Below are 15,837 nucleotides of genomic sequence, written 5' to 3'. Positions count from 1 at the left end.
TTGCTCCAGAGCGCGGCGCAGCTTGCCATCATAGCGGCCCGTCGCTTCGAACAGCACCAGCTCGGGCCGGCTCAGCCCGGCCAACCAGTCCGCAAGAGCCGCCTCGGTATTGGCGATAGAAAGCTCCCGACCGGCAAATATCTCCAGCGTGTATTTGCCCACGTCGATTCCGATAAAGTCCGATGCTATGATCATCGTGCCTGTCCTTGTACTGCGAGGTCNATCCCAATGAATTCCAGGCGCTGATCCTTCGCCTCGGTATTGGCGATAGAAAGCTCCCGACCGGCAAATATCTCCAGCGTGTATTTGCCCACGTCGATTCCGATAAAGTCCGATGCTATGATCATCGTGCCTGTCCTTGTACTGCGAGGTCCGCCGCCAGCGGCCTCGATCAACTGTTCAGGGTGGTGACAAAACCGGGAGGGGATCACGCTCGGGTACGGTCTGATGACCAAGGGCCAATCGATCGCCCTCCCGGAACCAATCTCGCACACTTTCAACAGACAAGGGCCNCGTGCCTGTCCTTGTACTGCGAGGTCCGCCGCCAGCGGCCTCGATCAACTGTTCAGGGTGGTGACAAACCGGGAGGGGATCACGCTCGGGTACGGTCTGATGACCAAGGGCCAATCGATCGCCCTCCCGGAACCAATCTCGCACACTTTCAACAGACAAGGGCCATTGTGGAAGCCACAAGCTTTGTCGAATGGGCGAGAGACCCTCGGGTCAAGCCCGAGGGAAGTCCGGTAGTGAGGCGAGATATGTTATGACAAAATTCCGGCAAACGCCGGGGCCATCTAGCCTCTTCTTATGATGGCAAACATCAAGCGGAGCTGGGAGAGCTAACCCTACCCAACCCGCGCCTCAAACACCCCACCATCGAAAAACCGGTTCGGACCCATGGCGACTCCATCGAGCGCATACCCTTCCGCCCGATCGCCCTCGCGCTTGTAATCTGCCCCCGGCACCGCAACCCCCATCGGCGCCAGCGCCGCTCGGTACAAGTCCGGCCGAAAACTCTCCGCCGCCAAATGCGCACTATCCGCGCTCACGGCAACCTCGCCCCAGCGCGCCATCTGTTCGAAATACCAAAGCGCCTGGCTCTTCCATGGGAAATTCGCCGCGCCATCGTGCGGAATATAAAAGTCCGGCAGCGTAAACACTGCGCCGCCCGCATCGATCTCCCCGGTCAGTGCCCGCGCCACAATATCCACAGGCAGATCGAGATAAGCCGGTCGCGCCATGATCTCCGCCGCTGCCAGCCGGTTTTCCCGCTGCTGGCACCATTCACCCGCCCGATAGATCGCGCGGATCAGCCCGGCCACCGTCTCGGGATTGCGCTCGGCCCAATCGGCGCGCATGCCCATGACCTTGTCCGGGCTCCATTCCCAGATCTTCGATTTCGTCGTGACGATATGTGCGCCGTGCTGCGCCACCCCAACACTGTTCCAGGGTTCGCCCACGCAATAGCCATCGAGCCCACCTGCGCCCAACGCCTCCGGCAAAAGGGGCGGTGGCAGCACGACGATCTCGACATGACGATCCGGCACGATGCCGCTCGCGGCCAGCCAGTAGCGCAGCTCATAATTGTGCGACGAGGTCTGGTGCACGACGCCAAAGCGCAGCTTTTTGCCGCCCCGCGCCACCACTTTCGCCAGGGCCGCACCAGCGGGGCCCGCCTCGAGATCGGTAACCGCACCCTCGCGCTGCATCTGCTCCCAGAGCGCGGCGCTGACGGTGATCGCATTATTTCCCAAGCCCAGCACCACCGGCGCAATCATCTTGGTCGCAATCGGCGTCAGTCCAAGGCTTGCGGCAATCGGCATGGGCGCCAGCATCTGCGCCACATCGAAATGTCCAAGCGCCGAGCGGTCGCGGATATTCGCCCACGATGTCTCGCGCGTCAGTTGCAGCGCTAGGCCCTCGGTCTCCGCAAAGCCCAGTTCCTTGGCGAGCACCAGCAGCACGCTGTCGAGCAGCGGCAAAAATCCGGCATGGAGCAGGGTGGTCGACATGATCTTCTATGGCCCCAGGAGTTTTGCGGCGGTGATCAGGCTTTGGGCGATATCAATGATCCGCCGATTCTGGTTCATCGCTGTCTTGCGCAGGAGATTGTAGGCCTCTGGCTCGGAAAGCCCCCGCGTCTCGATCAGGATCGATTTTGCCTGATCGATGATTTTCCGCTCTTCAAGCGCCGACCGCGCTTCTTCCAGCTCCCGCGTCAGCCGGGCAAAGGCATTGAACCGCGAAACCGCCATGTCGAGGATCGATTTGACGCGCTCTTTCTTGAGCCCATCCACCACATAGGCCGAAACCCCGGCCTCGACCGCTTTTTCGATCATTCCCACATCGGAGCGGTCGACGAACATGGCGATCGGCCGCTGCACCGCGCGCGATAACGAGAAAAAATGCTCGAGCGTATCTCGCTTGGGATTTTCGAGATCGATGACGATCACATCGGGCGCTACCCGCTCGATCGTCCGCGCCACTTCGTTGACGTCGTGGATCACCGCGACTTCCGTGTGCCCGGCCTCACGCAAACCTTCCTCGATGATCGAGGCGCGGATGCGATTCTCGTCAATGATCAGGATCGAAAGCTCGGTTCGGGCCATGTCTCACTGGTCCGTTTAAGTGTGGCAATATTCCTGTCATATTAGCGCGGCTCCGGCAAATCCATTTGCATGGCCTTTGGAAAAACCGCGCGACTTGATACGTGTTGTTGACCGCGCGCATGGCCTGACTATAGCTTCGCGCCCATGGTCACCCTCCGGGAAATCGCAGCCGCAGTGGGCGTTTCAAGCGCCACGGTTTCGCGCGTGCTCAACTACGATATGACGCTGTCGATCTCGACCCGCAAGCGCCAGGCGATCATCGAAACGGCTGAAGCGCTCAACTATTCGACCCCGCGCAATCGCAATCGCGCCAATCAGCAGCAGGGCCTGATCAAGGTCGCGCTGGTGCATTTTCTCGCCCCCGAGCGCGAACTCGTCGATCCCTACTATGTCGCCATGCGCCTCGGCATCGAGCGCCGCTGTGCCGCGCTCAAGATCGAAACGGTCAAAGTCTATCACACCGACGCGCGCCCCGATGCGAACCTCCTGCAGGACGCGTCGGGCACCATCGTCATCGGTCGTCACGACGAAGACGAGATCGATTGGCTCCGCCACCACTGCCGCCAGATCGTCTTTGCCGATTACGTCCCGCCCGATGACGACATCGATTCCGTGTCCGCCGATCTCTGGTCCGCCATGGAAAAGCTGCTCGCTGCACTCTCTCAGCGCGGCTACCGGCGCATCGCCTATATCGGCTGGGGCGATCGCCGCGCCCAGGCCTTCGTTCACTGGATGACCGCCGCCGGCTGGTTCGATGACCGTCTCTTCCGCTCGGGCGACAATACGGAGGAGGGCGGCTATCGCCTGACGCGCGATCTCCTCGCCGATCGCCGCCCGTTCGATGCCATCGTTACCTTCAACGATTCAATGGCCATCGGTGCCTATCGCGCCATTCACGAGCGCGGCCTCACCATTCCCGGCGATATCGGGGTGGCGAGTTTCAATGACATTTCCGTGGCGCAATTCCTCAATCCGCCCCTGACGACGGTTCATCTGCCTGCCGAGGAGATCGGCGAGGCGGCCATCGAGCTTCTGCTCGAGCGGGTCGGGGGGCGTGATCTTGCCAAGCAAATTACCTTGGCATCCAAGCTGGTTTGGCGCGCGAGCACCCGTCAACCCGTTGAAAAATAACGCAGTAAAAATTTACTGAAATTATTTGCGCGCTGGAATTTTAGCGGCTACAGTCTCCCTCAAGGTGGTGAGGACCACCTCTATGGGAGGAAACTATGACAGATATGTCCATGCGCTGGAAGCGCACCCTTTGTGTTGCCCTTGCTGGTATCAGCATCGTGACCGTCGCTGCGGCTTCTGCCTCTGCCGGCGAAATCTCGGTTTGGGTTTGGGATAAGGTCTTCAATGGTGACACCATGCGCGAAGCTGGTGAAATCTACACCAAGGCTCATCCGGAAACGACGTTCAACGTCGACGATACCGCGAGCCAGGACGACATCCGTGCCAAGCTGCAGACTCAGCTTCTCGCTGGCAGCACCGATGGTCTCCCCGATATCGTTCTGATCCAGGACGACATTGCCCAGAAGTACCTGCAGTCGTTCCCCGGCGCTTTCGAGCCGCTGTCGGATTCGATCGATATGTCGGTTTTCGCGCCCTACAAGGTTGCGGCCGCGACCCTCGATGGCAAGTCCTACTCGGTGCCGTTTGACTCCGGCGTGACCGGTCTCTTTTACCGCTCGGACTACCTCGAAGAAGCTGGCTTCACCGCTGCTGATCTCGAGAACATCACCTGGGACCAGCTTGTCGAAATCGGCAAGACCGTCAAGGAAAAGACCGGCAAGCAGCTGCTCGACCTCGACATGAATGACACCGGCGTCATCCGCATGATGATGCAGTCGGCTGGCGAATGGTACTTCAACGAAGACGGCTCGCTCCACATCACGGACAATGCCGCGCTCAAGAAGTCGCTCGAAACCTACGCCAAGTTCTACCAGGCTGACCTCGTCAGGCCGGTTTCCGGCTGGGCCGAATATACCGGTGCCTTCACTGGTGGCGAAGTTGCCGTGGTTCCCGTCGGTGTCTGGATCACCGCGACGATCAAGGCCAATGCCGATCAGTCCGGCAAGTGGGCTGTTGCCCCGATCCCGCGCCTCGATCTCGAAGGTTCGGTCAATGCGTCCAACCAGGGCGGCTCGAGCTGGTTCCTCTTGTCCTCTTCGGACAACAAGGAAGAAGCCATCGACTTCTTCAAGACCGTCTGGGCCGGCGACCAGGATTTCTACCAGGACATCCTGATCAAGCGCGGCGCTGTCGGTTCGCTCCTCTCGGCGCGTGAAGGCGAAGCCTATAAGGCCTCCGACGATTTCTTCGGCGGCGCACCCGTTTGGCAGAACTTCTCGACCTGGCTCGGTCAGATCCCAAGCGTCAGCTATGGCACCTTCACGGCCGAAGTTGACTCCGCTGTCGCGGCTCAGTTGCCCACGATCATCCAGGGCGGCGATATCGATGCGGCCCTCCAGGCCATCAACGATCAGGCCCAGCAGCAGATGCAGTAATCTGCAAGGGGGCGGCAACGTCGCCCCCAATTCTGTCCTCCCAGGGGCTTCGCGAGCGATCGCGGGGCCCTCGGCTGTATCCTTTCATGGGCAGTCGGCAGGGCGGTCTGATGTCTTCATCTCGTATCGAGATGAGTGAAACAGCAATCCACCGACAAGGAGTCTGTCGTGGCGCAATCGGGTCTCGCGCGCAGTGAGCGGATAAATGGCTGGCTTTTCGTCATGCCGGCATTGGTCCTGCTTGGGCTGTTCATGATCTATCCCATCGTCTGGTCGCTCTGGATGAGCTTCCAGGTCGGCAAGGGGATGAATCTCAGCTTTGGCGGTCTCGCCAATATCCAGCGCCTGACAAAGGACCCGGTCTTTATCCGCGCCCTGATCAATACCTTCACGTTCTTCATCGTGCAGGTGCCGATCATGATCACGCTGGCGCTGCTCTTTGCCGTCGCGCTCAATGACTCGACCCTTCGCTTCCGCGGCCTGTTCCGCACCGCGATCTTCCTCCCCTGCGTTACCTCGCTGATTGCTTACTCGACCATCTTCAAGTCGATGTTCGCCGTCGATGGCGTCGTCAATCAGACGCTGATGGCGCTGCACATCATTGGCGGCCCCATCTCCTGGCTCGGCGACCCCTTCTGGGCCAAGGTCACCATCATCATGGCCATCACCTGGCGGTGGACCGGCTACAACATGATCTTCTATCTTGCAGCGCTCCAGAACATCGATCGCTCGATCTATGAAGCGGCGCGTATCGATGGCGTCCCCGCCTGGGCTCGCTTCCGCTACCTCACCATTCCGATGCTGAAGCCGGTGATCCTCTTCACCACCGTTGTGTCGACCATCGGTACGCTGCAGCTCTTCGATGAGGTCTTCAACCTTACCGGCGGCACCGGCGGCCCCTCGGATTCCACCGTCACCCTGTCGCTTTACATCTACAACCTGACCTTCAAGTTCATGCCCAGCTTCGGCTATTCGGCCACTGTCTCCTGGGTCATCGTGGTGTTGGTCGCCATCCTCAGCTTCCTGCAGTTCCTCGTGGCGCGTGATCGCAAGGTGAAGTCATCATGAACCCCGCAATTCTCCGTCGCGGCCTGGTCTATGCGCTCCTGAGCCTTGCTGCTTTCATTTCGGTCTTCCCGTTCTATTGGATGATCATCGGCGCCACCAATGCGTCTGCCGATATCATTCGCGGCAAGACGACGCCCGGCGGCGCCTTCCTTACCAATGCCGCCACCTTCTTTGCTCAGGTCGATGCGCCGCGCATCTTCATGAACTCGGCCATCATCGCCATTGTCGGCACGGTATTGACGCTGATCATTTCATCGCTGGCCGGTTATGGCTTCGAGATGTTCCGCTCGCGGGTGCGCGAAAAGGTCTTCGCGCTGCTGCTTTTGCTGCTCTCGATCCCCTTCGCCGCCATGATGGTCCCGCTCTTTGTCATGTTCTCCCAGGCAAAGCTCGTGAACACGTTTGCGGCGGCGATCCTGCCGACCGTGGCGTCGATCTTCATCATCTTTTACTTCCGCCAGGCCACCAAGGCGTTCCCGAGCGAGCTGCGTGACGCCGCCAAGATCGATGGCCTCAACGAGTGGCAGATCTTCTTTTATGTCTATATGCCGGTGATGCGCTCGACCTATGCGGCGGCCACCATCATCGTCTTCATGGCCAATTGGAATAACTACCTCTGGCCGCTGATCGTGCTGCAAACCGCAGATAACAAGACGATCACGCTGATCCTCTCGGCTCTCACTTCGGCCTATACCCCCGATTACGGCATGCTGCTGTTCGGGACCGTCTTGGCCACGCTTCCCACCCTGATCATTTTCTTTGTCCTCCAGCGCCGCTTCGTCGAAGGCATGCTGGGCGCCGTTAAGTAGAACCTGAATATGCGTCCTTTGATCGATTTTAATACCGGCTGGCTCTTTGAAGGCAGTCAAACCGTTCGCCTGCCACACAACGCGGTCGAGCTTCCCTATTCCTATTTCGACGAGAAGGCCTATCAGCGCGTCTTCACTTACGAAAAGCGCTTTACGGCCGATGCGGCCTGGCAGGGCAAGGACGTGTCCGTCGTCTTCGACGGCGCCATGGCCAATGCCCGCGTCCTTCTCAATGGCGCCGAGATCGCAGCGCACAAGGATGGCTATACTCCCTTCGAAGGCCGCCTGACCGGCAAGCTCAACGATGGCGAAAACGTCCTCACCGTCATCATCGACGGCAGCGAGAACCCCGAGATCCCACCATTCGGCGGCCAGATCGATTACCTGACCTATGCCGGCCTCTACCGCGAAGCCTGGCTGCGCGTCACGGCGCCGGTTTTCGTCGGCAATGCCAAGATCGAAACGCCAAACGTGCTCGCCGAGAAGAAGTCGGTTCGCGCCCGCGTCGAGCTGGCCAATCCCCAGCATCATGCGCTTTCGGGCACGCTTGTCGCAGCGATCAAGGACGCCTCGGGCAATACCATTGCCACGACCGATGCCGCCATCACCGGTGACACGGTCGAAGTTGCCTTCAACGACCTCTCGGGCATTACGCTGTGGGATCTCAAGACCCCCACCCTTTATAGCCTCGAAATCACCCTCGACACCGCGGCTGGCCAGGATGTGGCAAATATCCGCTTCGGTTTCCGTAGCGCCGAATTCACCACCGACGGCTTCAAGCTCAACGGCAAGCTGCTCAAACTGCGTGGCCTCAACCGCCACCAGTCCTTCCCCTATATCGGCTACGCCATGGGCAAGTCGGCACAGGTCAAGGATGCCGAAATCCTCAAGCACGAGCTCAAGCTCAACATGGTGCGCACTTCGCACTATCCGCAGAGCCACTACTTCCTCGACGCTTGTGACGAACTCGGTCTCCTCGTCTTTGAAGAAATCCCCGGCTGGCAGCATATCGGCCCCGCCGCGTGGAAGGACGAGTCGGTCGAAAACGTCCGCCGCATGATCACGCGCGATTGGAACCACCCATCGATTGTCATCTGGGGCGTTCGCATCAATGAATCGCAGGACGATCACGATTTCTACGTTCGCACCAACAAACTGGCGCGCGAACTCGATCCGACCCGCCAGACCGGCGGCGTCCGCTACATCACCGATAGCGAGCTGCTCGAAGACGTTTACACCATGAACGACTTCATCCTCGGCAACGAGGAATGGGGTGGTAACCGTCCGCGCACCCCGCTGCGTCCGCAGCAGGAAGTCACCGGCCTTGATCGCGTCGTGCCTTACATGATCACCGAATATGGTGGTCACATGTACCCGACCAAGAGCTATGATCAGGAGCAGCGCCAGGCCGAGCATGTGCGCAGGCATCTGGAAGTCATGAATGCGGCCTATGGCGATCCGCAGATCGCGGGCTGCATTGGCTGGTGCGCGTTCGACTACAATACGCACAAGGACTTTGGCTCTGGCGACCGCCTCTGCCACCACGGCGTCATGGACATGTTCCGCGAGCCAAAGTTCGCCGCCTTCGCCTATGCCAGCCAGTGCGAGCCGGAAGATGAGATCATCTTGAAGCCGGTAACCTTCTGGGCCCGTGGCGAGCGCAATATCGGTGGCGTTCTGCCGCTGATGATCCTGACAAATTGCGACGAAGTCGAACTCGCTTACGGCAATAACGCGCCCAAGCGCCTTGGTCCCGATCGCGCGGCGTTCCCGCATCTTCCCCATGCGCCTGTCGTCATCAAGCGCGAAGATCTCAGCGAAGAAGAACTGGGTCTCTGGGGCATGTCCTGGGAAGACGCAGCGATCACCGGCTATATCGATGGCAAGGCCGTCAAGACGGTCAAGTTCATCTCCGACCCGATCGCCCATGAGATTGAAGTTGCACCCGATGCGACCGAAATCGGCGCCGAAGGCGACACCGTTCGCGTTCTCGTCCGTGCGCTCGATCAGTCGGGCAAAAAGCTCCCCTTCTTCCCCGAGCCTGTCTCGATCGAAGTGTCGGGCGCTGCCGAACGCATCGGACCGGGCCTCGTGCCGCTTCGCGCGGGATCGACCGGCTTCTGGCTCCGCTCGACCGGCAAGGGTCCGATCACCGTCACTGTCACCAATGAGCGGCTTGGCCGCACCATCGCAACGCTCACCGCTGTCTGAGGAGTGCTACCATGTCCGGGTTGAAACTTAGCAATGTCCGCAAGACCTTCGGCTCGGTCGAGGTCATCAAGGGTGTCGATCTCGACATCGAAGACAAGGAATTCGTCGTCTTTGTCGGCCCCTCGGGCTGCGGTAAGTCGACGCTCCTGCGCATGATCGCCGGCCTTGAACAGATCACCTCGGGTGATCTTTTCATCGGCGACAAGCGCATGAACGATGTCGATCCGTCCAATCGCGGCATCGCCATGGTGTTCCAGTCCTATGCGCTCTATCCGCATATGACGGTCCGCGAAAACATGGGCTTTGCCCTCAAATTCGCCGGCCGCTCCAAGGAAGAGATTGCCAAGCAGGTCGGGGAAGCCGCGCGCATCCTCGAACTCGGCGCTTTGCTCGACCGGTTCCCCAAGCAGCTCTCGGGTGGCCAGCGCCAGCGCGTCGCCATCGGCCGCGCCATCGTCCGTCACCCCGACGTGTTCCTCTTCGACGAACCGCTCTCCAACCTCGATGCCGAACTCCGCGTTCACATGCGCATCGAGATCGCGCGGCTCCACAAGGAACTGCAGACCACCATCATCTACGTGACCCACGATCAGGTCGAGGCCATGACCCTCGCCAACAAGATCGTCGTGCTGCGCGATGGCATCATCGAACAGGCCGGCTCGCCGCTCGATCTCTATGACAATCCGGACAATCTCTTTGTCGCTGGTTTCATCGGCTCACCCAAGATGAATCTCCTTCCCGGCATCGCCGAAGCGGGCGGCATCCGCCTCACCGATTTTCCCGGTCAGATTCTGCCGTCGCCCGTCCCGGTTTCTCCCGGTGCATCCGTCACAGTCGGCATCCGCCCCGAGCACTTCGATCCCGAAGGCAGCGCCGCCCTTCAAACCCGCGTCGAGATCATCGAGCACCTCGGCGGCGAGACCTATGCCTATGCACGCGGCGAGGGCAACACGCTCCTCACTATCGCGACCGGCAATGATCGTCACCTCAAGACGGGCGAAACCTACAATGCCCATTTTGACCCGAAGAACCTTCTCGTCTTCGGCCAGGACGGCAAGCGCATCCGCGCATAGTTTACGCAAGGTGCCGGCCGGAAACCGCCGGCACCGCAATAATCCGCTAAATCCTCGTCGATGATAACGGAATGCTACCCAAATCATGACCAGTTCACCCAATAATTAGTGACAGTCAGCGGCGCTCCAAAACAGAATTAATTTCGAGCCTGAACCAAAAGGGCGCCGCGGCGCTTTAGCAACTGTCCCCACATAGCGTGGCCAAGAGGGTTGTGATGGTTGAACGTCGTATCGAACCGTCCATCGTGCGCCGCCATACGCCCTTTGAATCCATTGCAACTTTTGCTCTGGTTGCCGCGCTTCTCTACTTCGGCGCCGGCATTATCGTGCCGCTGGTTCTCGCCATCCTCCTCGCCTTTGCGCTGACCCCCCTCGTCACCTGGCTCAACCGCCGCCTTCACCTCCCCGACGCCGTCGCCGTCATCCTCGCCGTTGTCGGCGCCCTCTGCCTTTTGCTCAGTCTCGCCACCTTGGCAGGTTTACAACTTGCCCGACTGGCTGAGGACTTGCCGGGCTATCAGCAGACAGTTTCCACCAAGCTGACCGGGCTTCAGGAGCAGTTTGGCGGCGAGCTGATGGAGCGGATCAACGGCACGATAAGTAGTCTTTCCGCTCAGGTTTCCGATGTCACGCAAGTCGAAGCGCCGGCCGAGGGCCGGCCGGTTCCGGTTGCGATCACCAACAATGTCGGACCGCTCGGACTGCTTTCTTCCGTGCTGGGCTCCATCGTCGGACCTGTGGCAACCCTCGCTATCGTCGTGATTTTCCTCATCTTTCTGCTTCTCGGCCGCGCCGACATGCTCGAAAGATTCATCCGCCTCGTCGGCTCCGGCGACTATGCCAAAACCAATCTCGCCATGGCCGATGCCAGCCGCCGAGTGGGCCGATACCTGCTGGTGCAATTGGCTGTAAACTCAACCTACGGCGTGCTTTTCGGGCTCGGTCTCTGGCTGATCGGCGTGCCGAGCGCCCTGTTATGGGGCGTCCTCATCGTCGTCTTCCGCTACATCCCATTTGTCGGCGCCCTGATCATCGCAACCGTTCCATTCGCGCTCGCCTTTGCGGTCGACCCGACCTGGAACATGTTGCTGCTGACCCTCGGTCTTTTCCTCGTTCTCGACCTCACCACGGCCAATGTCGTTGAGCCCCGTCTCTATGGTTCGAGCACCGGCGTTTCGCCCATAGCCATCCTGATCTCGGCCATGTTCTGGGCCACGCTTTGGGGGCCGATCGGGCTTATTCTCGCGACCCCGATGACCGTCTGCCTCGTCGTCATTGGCCGTCATATTCCCGAGTTGCGGTTCCTCGATACCCTGCTGGGCAGCGAGCCCGTGCTGACCCCACCGGAACAACTCTATCAGCGCCTCCTCAAAGGCGACCCGATCGCGGCGACCGAGATTCTCGAAGAATATACGACCGAACATAGCCAAGCCGACTTCATAGATGAGGTCGCTTTGCCGGCGCTGATCATGGCGAGCGAGGAATTGACCGACCGCCCGGCAGCTTTCGATCAAAGGCGCCAGATGGTCGAATCTTTCAACATGATGCTCGAAGAGTTCGAGACCTCTGACGTCGAGGACGGTCCAATCATCTTGCTGATCGGCGGTCGCACCGAGGTCGACGAGGCCGCTGCCAGACTGCTCGCCATCCAGCTTTCCGAAAGAGGCATCCCGACCCGCGTGCTACCCCCGCTCGCGATCAAGCCACAGGCCATAGAACGGCTTGATCTCGACGATGTCGGTGTCGTCGCCATGGTCTTCCTCGGCGCCGATATCCGATCGCAGGCGCGCTATGTGTCGCGCCGGCTGCGCAGAAGGAGCGGGGATATCAAGCTTGTCGCCTGTGCTTTTGGCGAGCCGACAGACGGCGAAACTGTGGAGCGGCTGCATCTGGACGCGATCTACCGCAATCACGTCGACGCCACGAAATCGCTGCATAGACAATGGGAGAGTGACCTGGGTCCCGTCGAGCGCGTGCCACTTTCACCGCGCCTTGATCCCACCAAGACTCTGGTTCAGGCGCGGCTCCAAATAATTGCTGCGGACTTTGGCGTGGCCGTTGCGCGTGTCGACCTGTTGGGACAGGTCAATGCCGGCAACGAGGCCCCTTCGGACGAACTCACGCGACTCGCCGCGCACGGCAATAAGCCTCTGTTTGTTACGCAAGAGATGAATGCCGCACTTCTGACTCACGACGCGTTTCTGCAATCGAACGGCATACTGCTCTACGCCGGAACGCCGCTAAAAATGCCAAACGGCGACCGTGTCGGCGTGTTGGCCCTGCTGGATTATCAGAGCGTGACCTTGAGTGATGCCGACCTCGAAAGGCTCGAGCGCAGCGCCGCAGAATTGGTCGATCTGATGCTCGCGGAGCAGGTCAACATGGACATGCCCCAACCGATGCTCGCGGGATAGCGCTCACTGCGGCGCAAAAACCGCAATGGCGCTTGGCCGGATGACGAAATGGGCCGGGGTCTCGGTGACGAGGTCGCCATCGGTGTTGACGGCCATCGGCACTTCCGTGCGGATATCGAATTCGGTGCTTTTGGCCGTGCGCACTTCATCCCAGGCGCCGTGACGGCCCTGGCGGAAGGCGCCCAGCATCAATCCGAACTTCCAGACATTCTTGAGCTCAAGACTGTAGAGATCGAGATGACCATCTTCGATGGTCGCATCGGCATGGATCATCGTGCCGCCGCCATAGTGGACGCCATTACCCACCGCGATCTGTAGCGTTTTGACTTTTGCCTTGCCGGTATCGCTGATGATTTCGGCGCGGAAGCGCTCAGCGCGAGTCGCGACCTTGATCGCTGCGAGCGCATAGCCAAGTTTGCCCCATCGCCGTTTCGCTTCGGGCGTCAGGCCACGCGCGAGATCGACGCTCAGTCCCATGCTTGCGACATTGAAGAATGGGTGGCCGTTCACTTCACCCAAGTCGACGCGCCGGATTGAGCCATTGATGATGACATCTGCGGCCTGCAGAAGATTGTTCGGAATGCCGAGGGTACGCGCCAAATCATTGGCCGTGCCCATCGGCATGATCCCCATGGGCAGACCAGTTTCCAGAATGCCTTTGGCGGCTGAGTTGATGGTGCCGTCGCCGCCGCAGACGATGACCAGATCGGCCTCGTGTCGGCGCCTTGCGATATCCGCGGACACCTCATCGGGCGTTTCGAACCGCTCGACGACAGCATCGACCCCGCCATTTGCGAGGCGCTCAATAATCGGATCGAGCGCTTCCGCCCCGCGTCGAGCATTAGGGTTGACCAGCATCAGAGCGCGGCGGCGGGCAGGCGGAGATACGCTCATGAAGGCACCTTGAACGGGAAGACTGCCTCAAATGGCGGTGAAAGAGGGCGGCGACAAGGCCGACTTCAGTCGAGGATGACGTGCGGCACGAAGCGCGAGAGATTTGCCGTGATCCGAGACCGGTCTTCGCGCATCCCAAGCCCCGCTGCGCGGTCACCGATCATCCAGCTCCCCAACACGGCAAATCCGCCTTCGCTCTCGAAGAGAGGCGCGTATTGCTGGATGATGAAACCCTCGTCGCCATAATCGCCCGGAGCCGATGCCAGCTCTTTGCCATCCGTTGTGATGGTGACGTTTTCACCCTCGCGCGACAGGAGCGGCTTGCGCACGAAACTCGTGAGGCTTTGGGCGTCGTGATCGTCCTCAAAGAAGGCGGGGAGCAGGTTGGGATGGTTGGGATAGCGCTTCCACAAAAGCGGGAGGAGGCCCTTATTGGAGAGCACGGCTTTCCAAGCGGGCTCGACGAAGACGTGACCAGACTGCGGGAGATGCTCGGCGAATTTTTCGCGCAACATGAATTCCCAAGGATAGAGCTTGAAGCAACGGTCGATAACCCGGTCCTGAAGGTCAGTGAACCGACCTTGCGCATCCACGCCGATATCCTTGATGTCGAGCAATTCGACGCGGTGCCCGGCCTGACTGGCGCAATCCATCAGATAGACAGTCGTGCCGCGATCCTCCTCATTGTCGGTCATCGCTGCAAAATGAAAGATCGGATCGGTCGAAAAGCTGGAAAAGGCGTCGATCAGGCTTTCCTGCACCGAATTGAACTGGTCAGCAGCTTCGGGCAACACGCCGGCCTCGATCTGGTCGGTCAGCCAGTTGTATTGGAAGTAGGCCGTCTCGAAGATCGAAGTGGGCGTATCGGCATTATATTCGAGAAGCTTGACAGGGCCCGCGCCGTCATAGGCGAGGTCGAAACGGCCATAGAGGTGCCGGTCGCCGCGTTGCCATGATGAGCGGACGAGATCGCGCAGGTCCTCGGGCACGGCGAGGCGATCAAGGTTCTCTTCGCTCGCAACGATGTCGCCGACGAGGTCCATACACATTTCGTGCAGTTCCTCGCTCGGGGCTTCGATGCGCTCCTCGATTTCCTCAAGCGTGAAGGCATAAGCGGCATCGTCGAGCCAATACGGCTCGCCATACATTTCATGGAAGCCGAAGCCGGCGGCGCGCGCTTTGTCGCGCCAGCCCGGACGCTCTGGATAGGTAAGGCGTTTCATGGCTCAGCCGCCAAAACTATAATTGCTGCCACCACCAAAACCTTGGCGGACAACGGTGCGAGTGTTGACGTTGACCGGCTGCATGGTTTGCCGTCCGGGCGCGACCACATCGCCGCCGGGAAGCGAGCCCGGGGTCAACGTCTGGCCGCTGCGATTGCGGTAGATTGGCGTAGAGCCATAGGCATAGCCGTTGTTGAGCTGAGCGCGCCGATAATTGTTGTAGTCCGTCAGGTTGTTGATGGTCGAGGAGAGGAGATAGCCCGCGAGGAAGGGCGTGAAAAAGCTGCCGCCACCGACGGTATTGGTCGCGCTGGTCGATTCCTCGGTGCACTGGCCGGCGCCATATTCGGCCTCACAGGCGGCAAGGCCATCAAAGCGCGGGGCGTTGGCCAGATGCGATTGCATCGCGTCCTGGTAGCCAGCCTGGCACACCTGGGCATCCATGCCGGCCGTGATGCACTGATCGACTGAGGAGAACAGCACTTCGCCCGGCGGATCACCGGCACAGGCGGAAAGGGCCATGGACGAGAGGGCGATGGTCCCCAGGGAAAGAAGCGGCGGCTTGCGCCCGCTGAGACGTCTGCGCATGGCGGTCTCCATCAATAGGTCATGCAGGCGGCGTTGAGAATGCCGACCGCAAGCGCGATGCCACCGCCCCAGATACCCGCCGTCACATCACCATTGGTGATCTTCTCGTGCAGATTTTTGAGGGTGAAGTTGGCAACGTAATAGGCGAGGATTTGGGCGAGGATTCCGATTGCCGCCCAGATGATGTAGTCGATAATGCTGACCGAATTGGCGGCTGCCGAGGCAAGCGGCAGGCTAAAGCCCAGGATAGCGCCGAGAAAAGCCGTGACGGCGGCCATGTTGCCGGCGCGGATCAGTTCGACTTCACGATGGGGCGTAATCGCCGTGTAAACGAGCGCGAAAACGCCATAGGCGCCAAGGCCGATCGCAAAGTAGCCGAGGAAGGCCGGCAGGCCCGCCACATAGTCAAGCATGTCGAAACTCCGTTGGATAAGGGGTCAA

Annotated in this window: 13 protein-coding genes and 1 pseudogene; 7 read left to right on the top strand and 7 right to left on the bottom strand. The window is 60.1% G+C overall.

What is annotated here, in order from left to right; genetic code table 11:
- The 3 genes and pseudogenes from ASG47_RS20800 to ASG47_RS03095 all read right to left on the bottom strand — a co-directional run.
- Window positions 1-195: pseudogene (locus ASG47_RS20800) on the bottom strand (IS110 family transposase); the annotation flags it as partial.
- A gap of 650 nt (window positions 196-845) precedes the next feature.
- A complete protein-coding gene (locus ASG47_RS03100; RefSeq protein ID WP_061907241.1) occupies window positions 846-2,012 on the bottom strand; it encodes a CmpA/NrtA family ABC transporter substrate-binding protein in 1,167 nt (388 codons plus the stop codon).
- 6 nt (window positions 2,013-2,018) lie between these two features.
- Window positions 2,019-2,609, bottom strand: coding sequence for an ANTAR domain-containing response regulator (locus tag ASG47_RS03095; RefSeq protein WP_061907240.1), 591 nt, complete (start codon window positions 2,607-2,609; stop codon window positions 2,019-2,021).
- Between the two features lie 144 nt (window positions 2,610-2,753).
- Here ASG47_RS03095 and ASG47_RS03090 point away from each other — a divergent pair, with 144 nt between their 5' ends.
- The 7 genes from ASG47_RS03090 to ASG47_RS03060 all read left to right on the top strand — a co-directional run bounded on the left by ASG47_RS03090 (window position 2,754) and on the right by ASG47_RS03060 (window position 12,691).
- Window positions 2,754-3,740 (top strand): LacI family DNA-binding transcriptional regulator, encoded by a 987-nt coding sequence (locus ASG47_RS03090; protein WP_061907239.1) that lies wholly within the window; start codon window positions 2,754-2,756, stop codon window positions 3,738-3,740.
- 95 nt (window positions 3,741-3,835) lie between these two features.
- A complete protein-coding gene (locus tag ASG47_RS03085; RefSeq protein ID WP_082511519.1) occupies window positions 3,836-5,116 on the top strand; it encodes an ABC transporter substrate-binding protein in 1,281 nt (426 codons plus the stop codon).
- Between the two features lie 222 nt (window positions 5,117-5,338).
- A complete protein-coding gene (locus ASG47_RS03080; RefSeq protein ID WP_061907298.1) occupies window positions 5,339-6,184 on the top strand; it encodes a carbohydrate ABC transporter permease in 846 nt (281 codons plus the stop codon).
- Window positions 6,181-6,993: a carbohydrate ABC transporter permease gene (locus tag ASG47_RS03075; protein ID WP_061907238.1), complete on the top strand. Its 813-nt coding sequence runs from the start codon at window positions 6,181-6,183 to the stop codon at window positions 6,991-6,993. The genes ASG47_RS03080 and ASG47_RS03075 overlap by 4 nt, the downstream gene beginning before the upstream one ends.
- Window positions 6,994-7,002: 9 nt before the next feature.
- Complete coding sequence (locus ASG47_RS03070) at window positions 7,003-9,204, top strand: glycoside hydrolase family 2 protein (RefSeq protein WP_061907237.1); 2,202 nt, start codon at window positions 7,003-7,005, stop codon at window positions 9,202-9,204.
- Between the two features lie 11 nt (window positions 9,205-9,215).
- On the top strand, window positions 9,216-10,277 hold the full coding sequence (locus ASG47_RS03065) for an ABC transporter ATP-binding protein (RefSeq protein WP_061907236.1): 1,062 nt from the start codon (window positions 9,216-9,218) through the stop codon (window positions 10,275-10,277).
- 215 nt (window positions 10,278-10,492) lie between these two features.
- Window positions 10,493-12,691 (top strand): AI-2E family transporter, encoded by a 2,199-nt coding sequence (locus ASG47_RS03060; protein WP_061907235.1) that lies wholly within the window; start codon window positions 10,493-10,495, stop codon window positions 12,689-12,691.
- Window positions 12,692-12,694: 3 nt separating this feature from the next.
- Here the strand turns inward: ASG47_RS03060 and ASG47_RS03055 are convergent, their stop codons facing one another.
- The 4 genes from ASG47_RS03055 to ASG47_RS03040 all read right to left on the bottom strand — a co-directional run bounded on the left by ASG47_RS03055 (window position 12,695) and on the right by ASG47_RS03040 (window position 15,809).
- Entirely contained in the window at window positions 12,695-13,585 is an 891-nt protein-coding gene (locus ASG47_RS03055) for a lipid kinase (RefSeq protein ID WP_061907234.1), read from the bottom strand.
- A gap of 65 nt (window positions 13,586-13,650) precedes the next feature.
- Window positions 13,651-14,808 (bottom strand): glutathionylspermidine synthase family protein, encoded by a 1,158-nt coding sequence (locus tag ASG47_RS03050; protein ID WP_061907233.1) that lies wholly within the window; start codon window positions 14,806-14,808, stop codon window positions 13,651-13,653.
- 3 nt (window positions 14,809-14,811) lie between these two features.
- On the bottom strand, window positions 14,812-15,396 hold the full coding sequence (locus ASG47_RS03045; protein ID WP_061907297.1) for a DUF1190 domain-containing protein: 585 nt from the start codon (window positions 15,394-15,396) through the stop codon (window positions 14,812-14,814).
- An 11-nt stretch (window positions 15,397-15,407) separates the two neighbouring features.
- A complete protein-coding gene (locus tag ASG47_RS03040) occupies window positions 15,408-15,809 on the bottom strand; it encodes a DUF350 domain-containing protein (RefSeq protein WP_061907232.1) in 402 nt (133 codons plus the stop codon).
- Between the last annotated feature and the right edge of the window lie 28 nt (window positions 15,810-15,837).

The organism is Devosia sp. Leaf420 (genome assembly GCF_001425445.1).
GTDB lineage: Bacteria > Pseudomonadota > Alphaproteobacteria > Rhizobiales > Devosiaceae > Devosia.
This window is presented reverse-complemented; position numbering and strand designations above follow the sequence as displayed.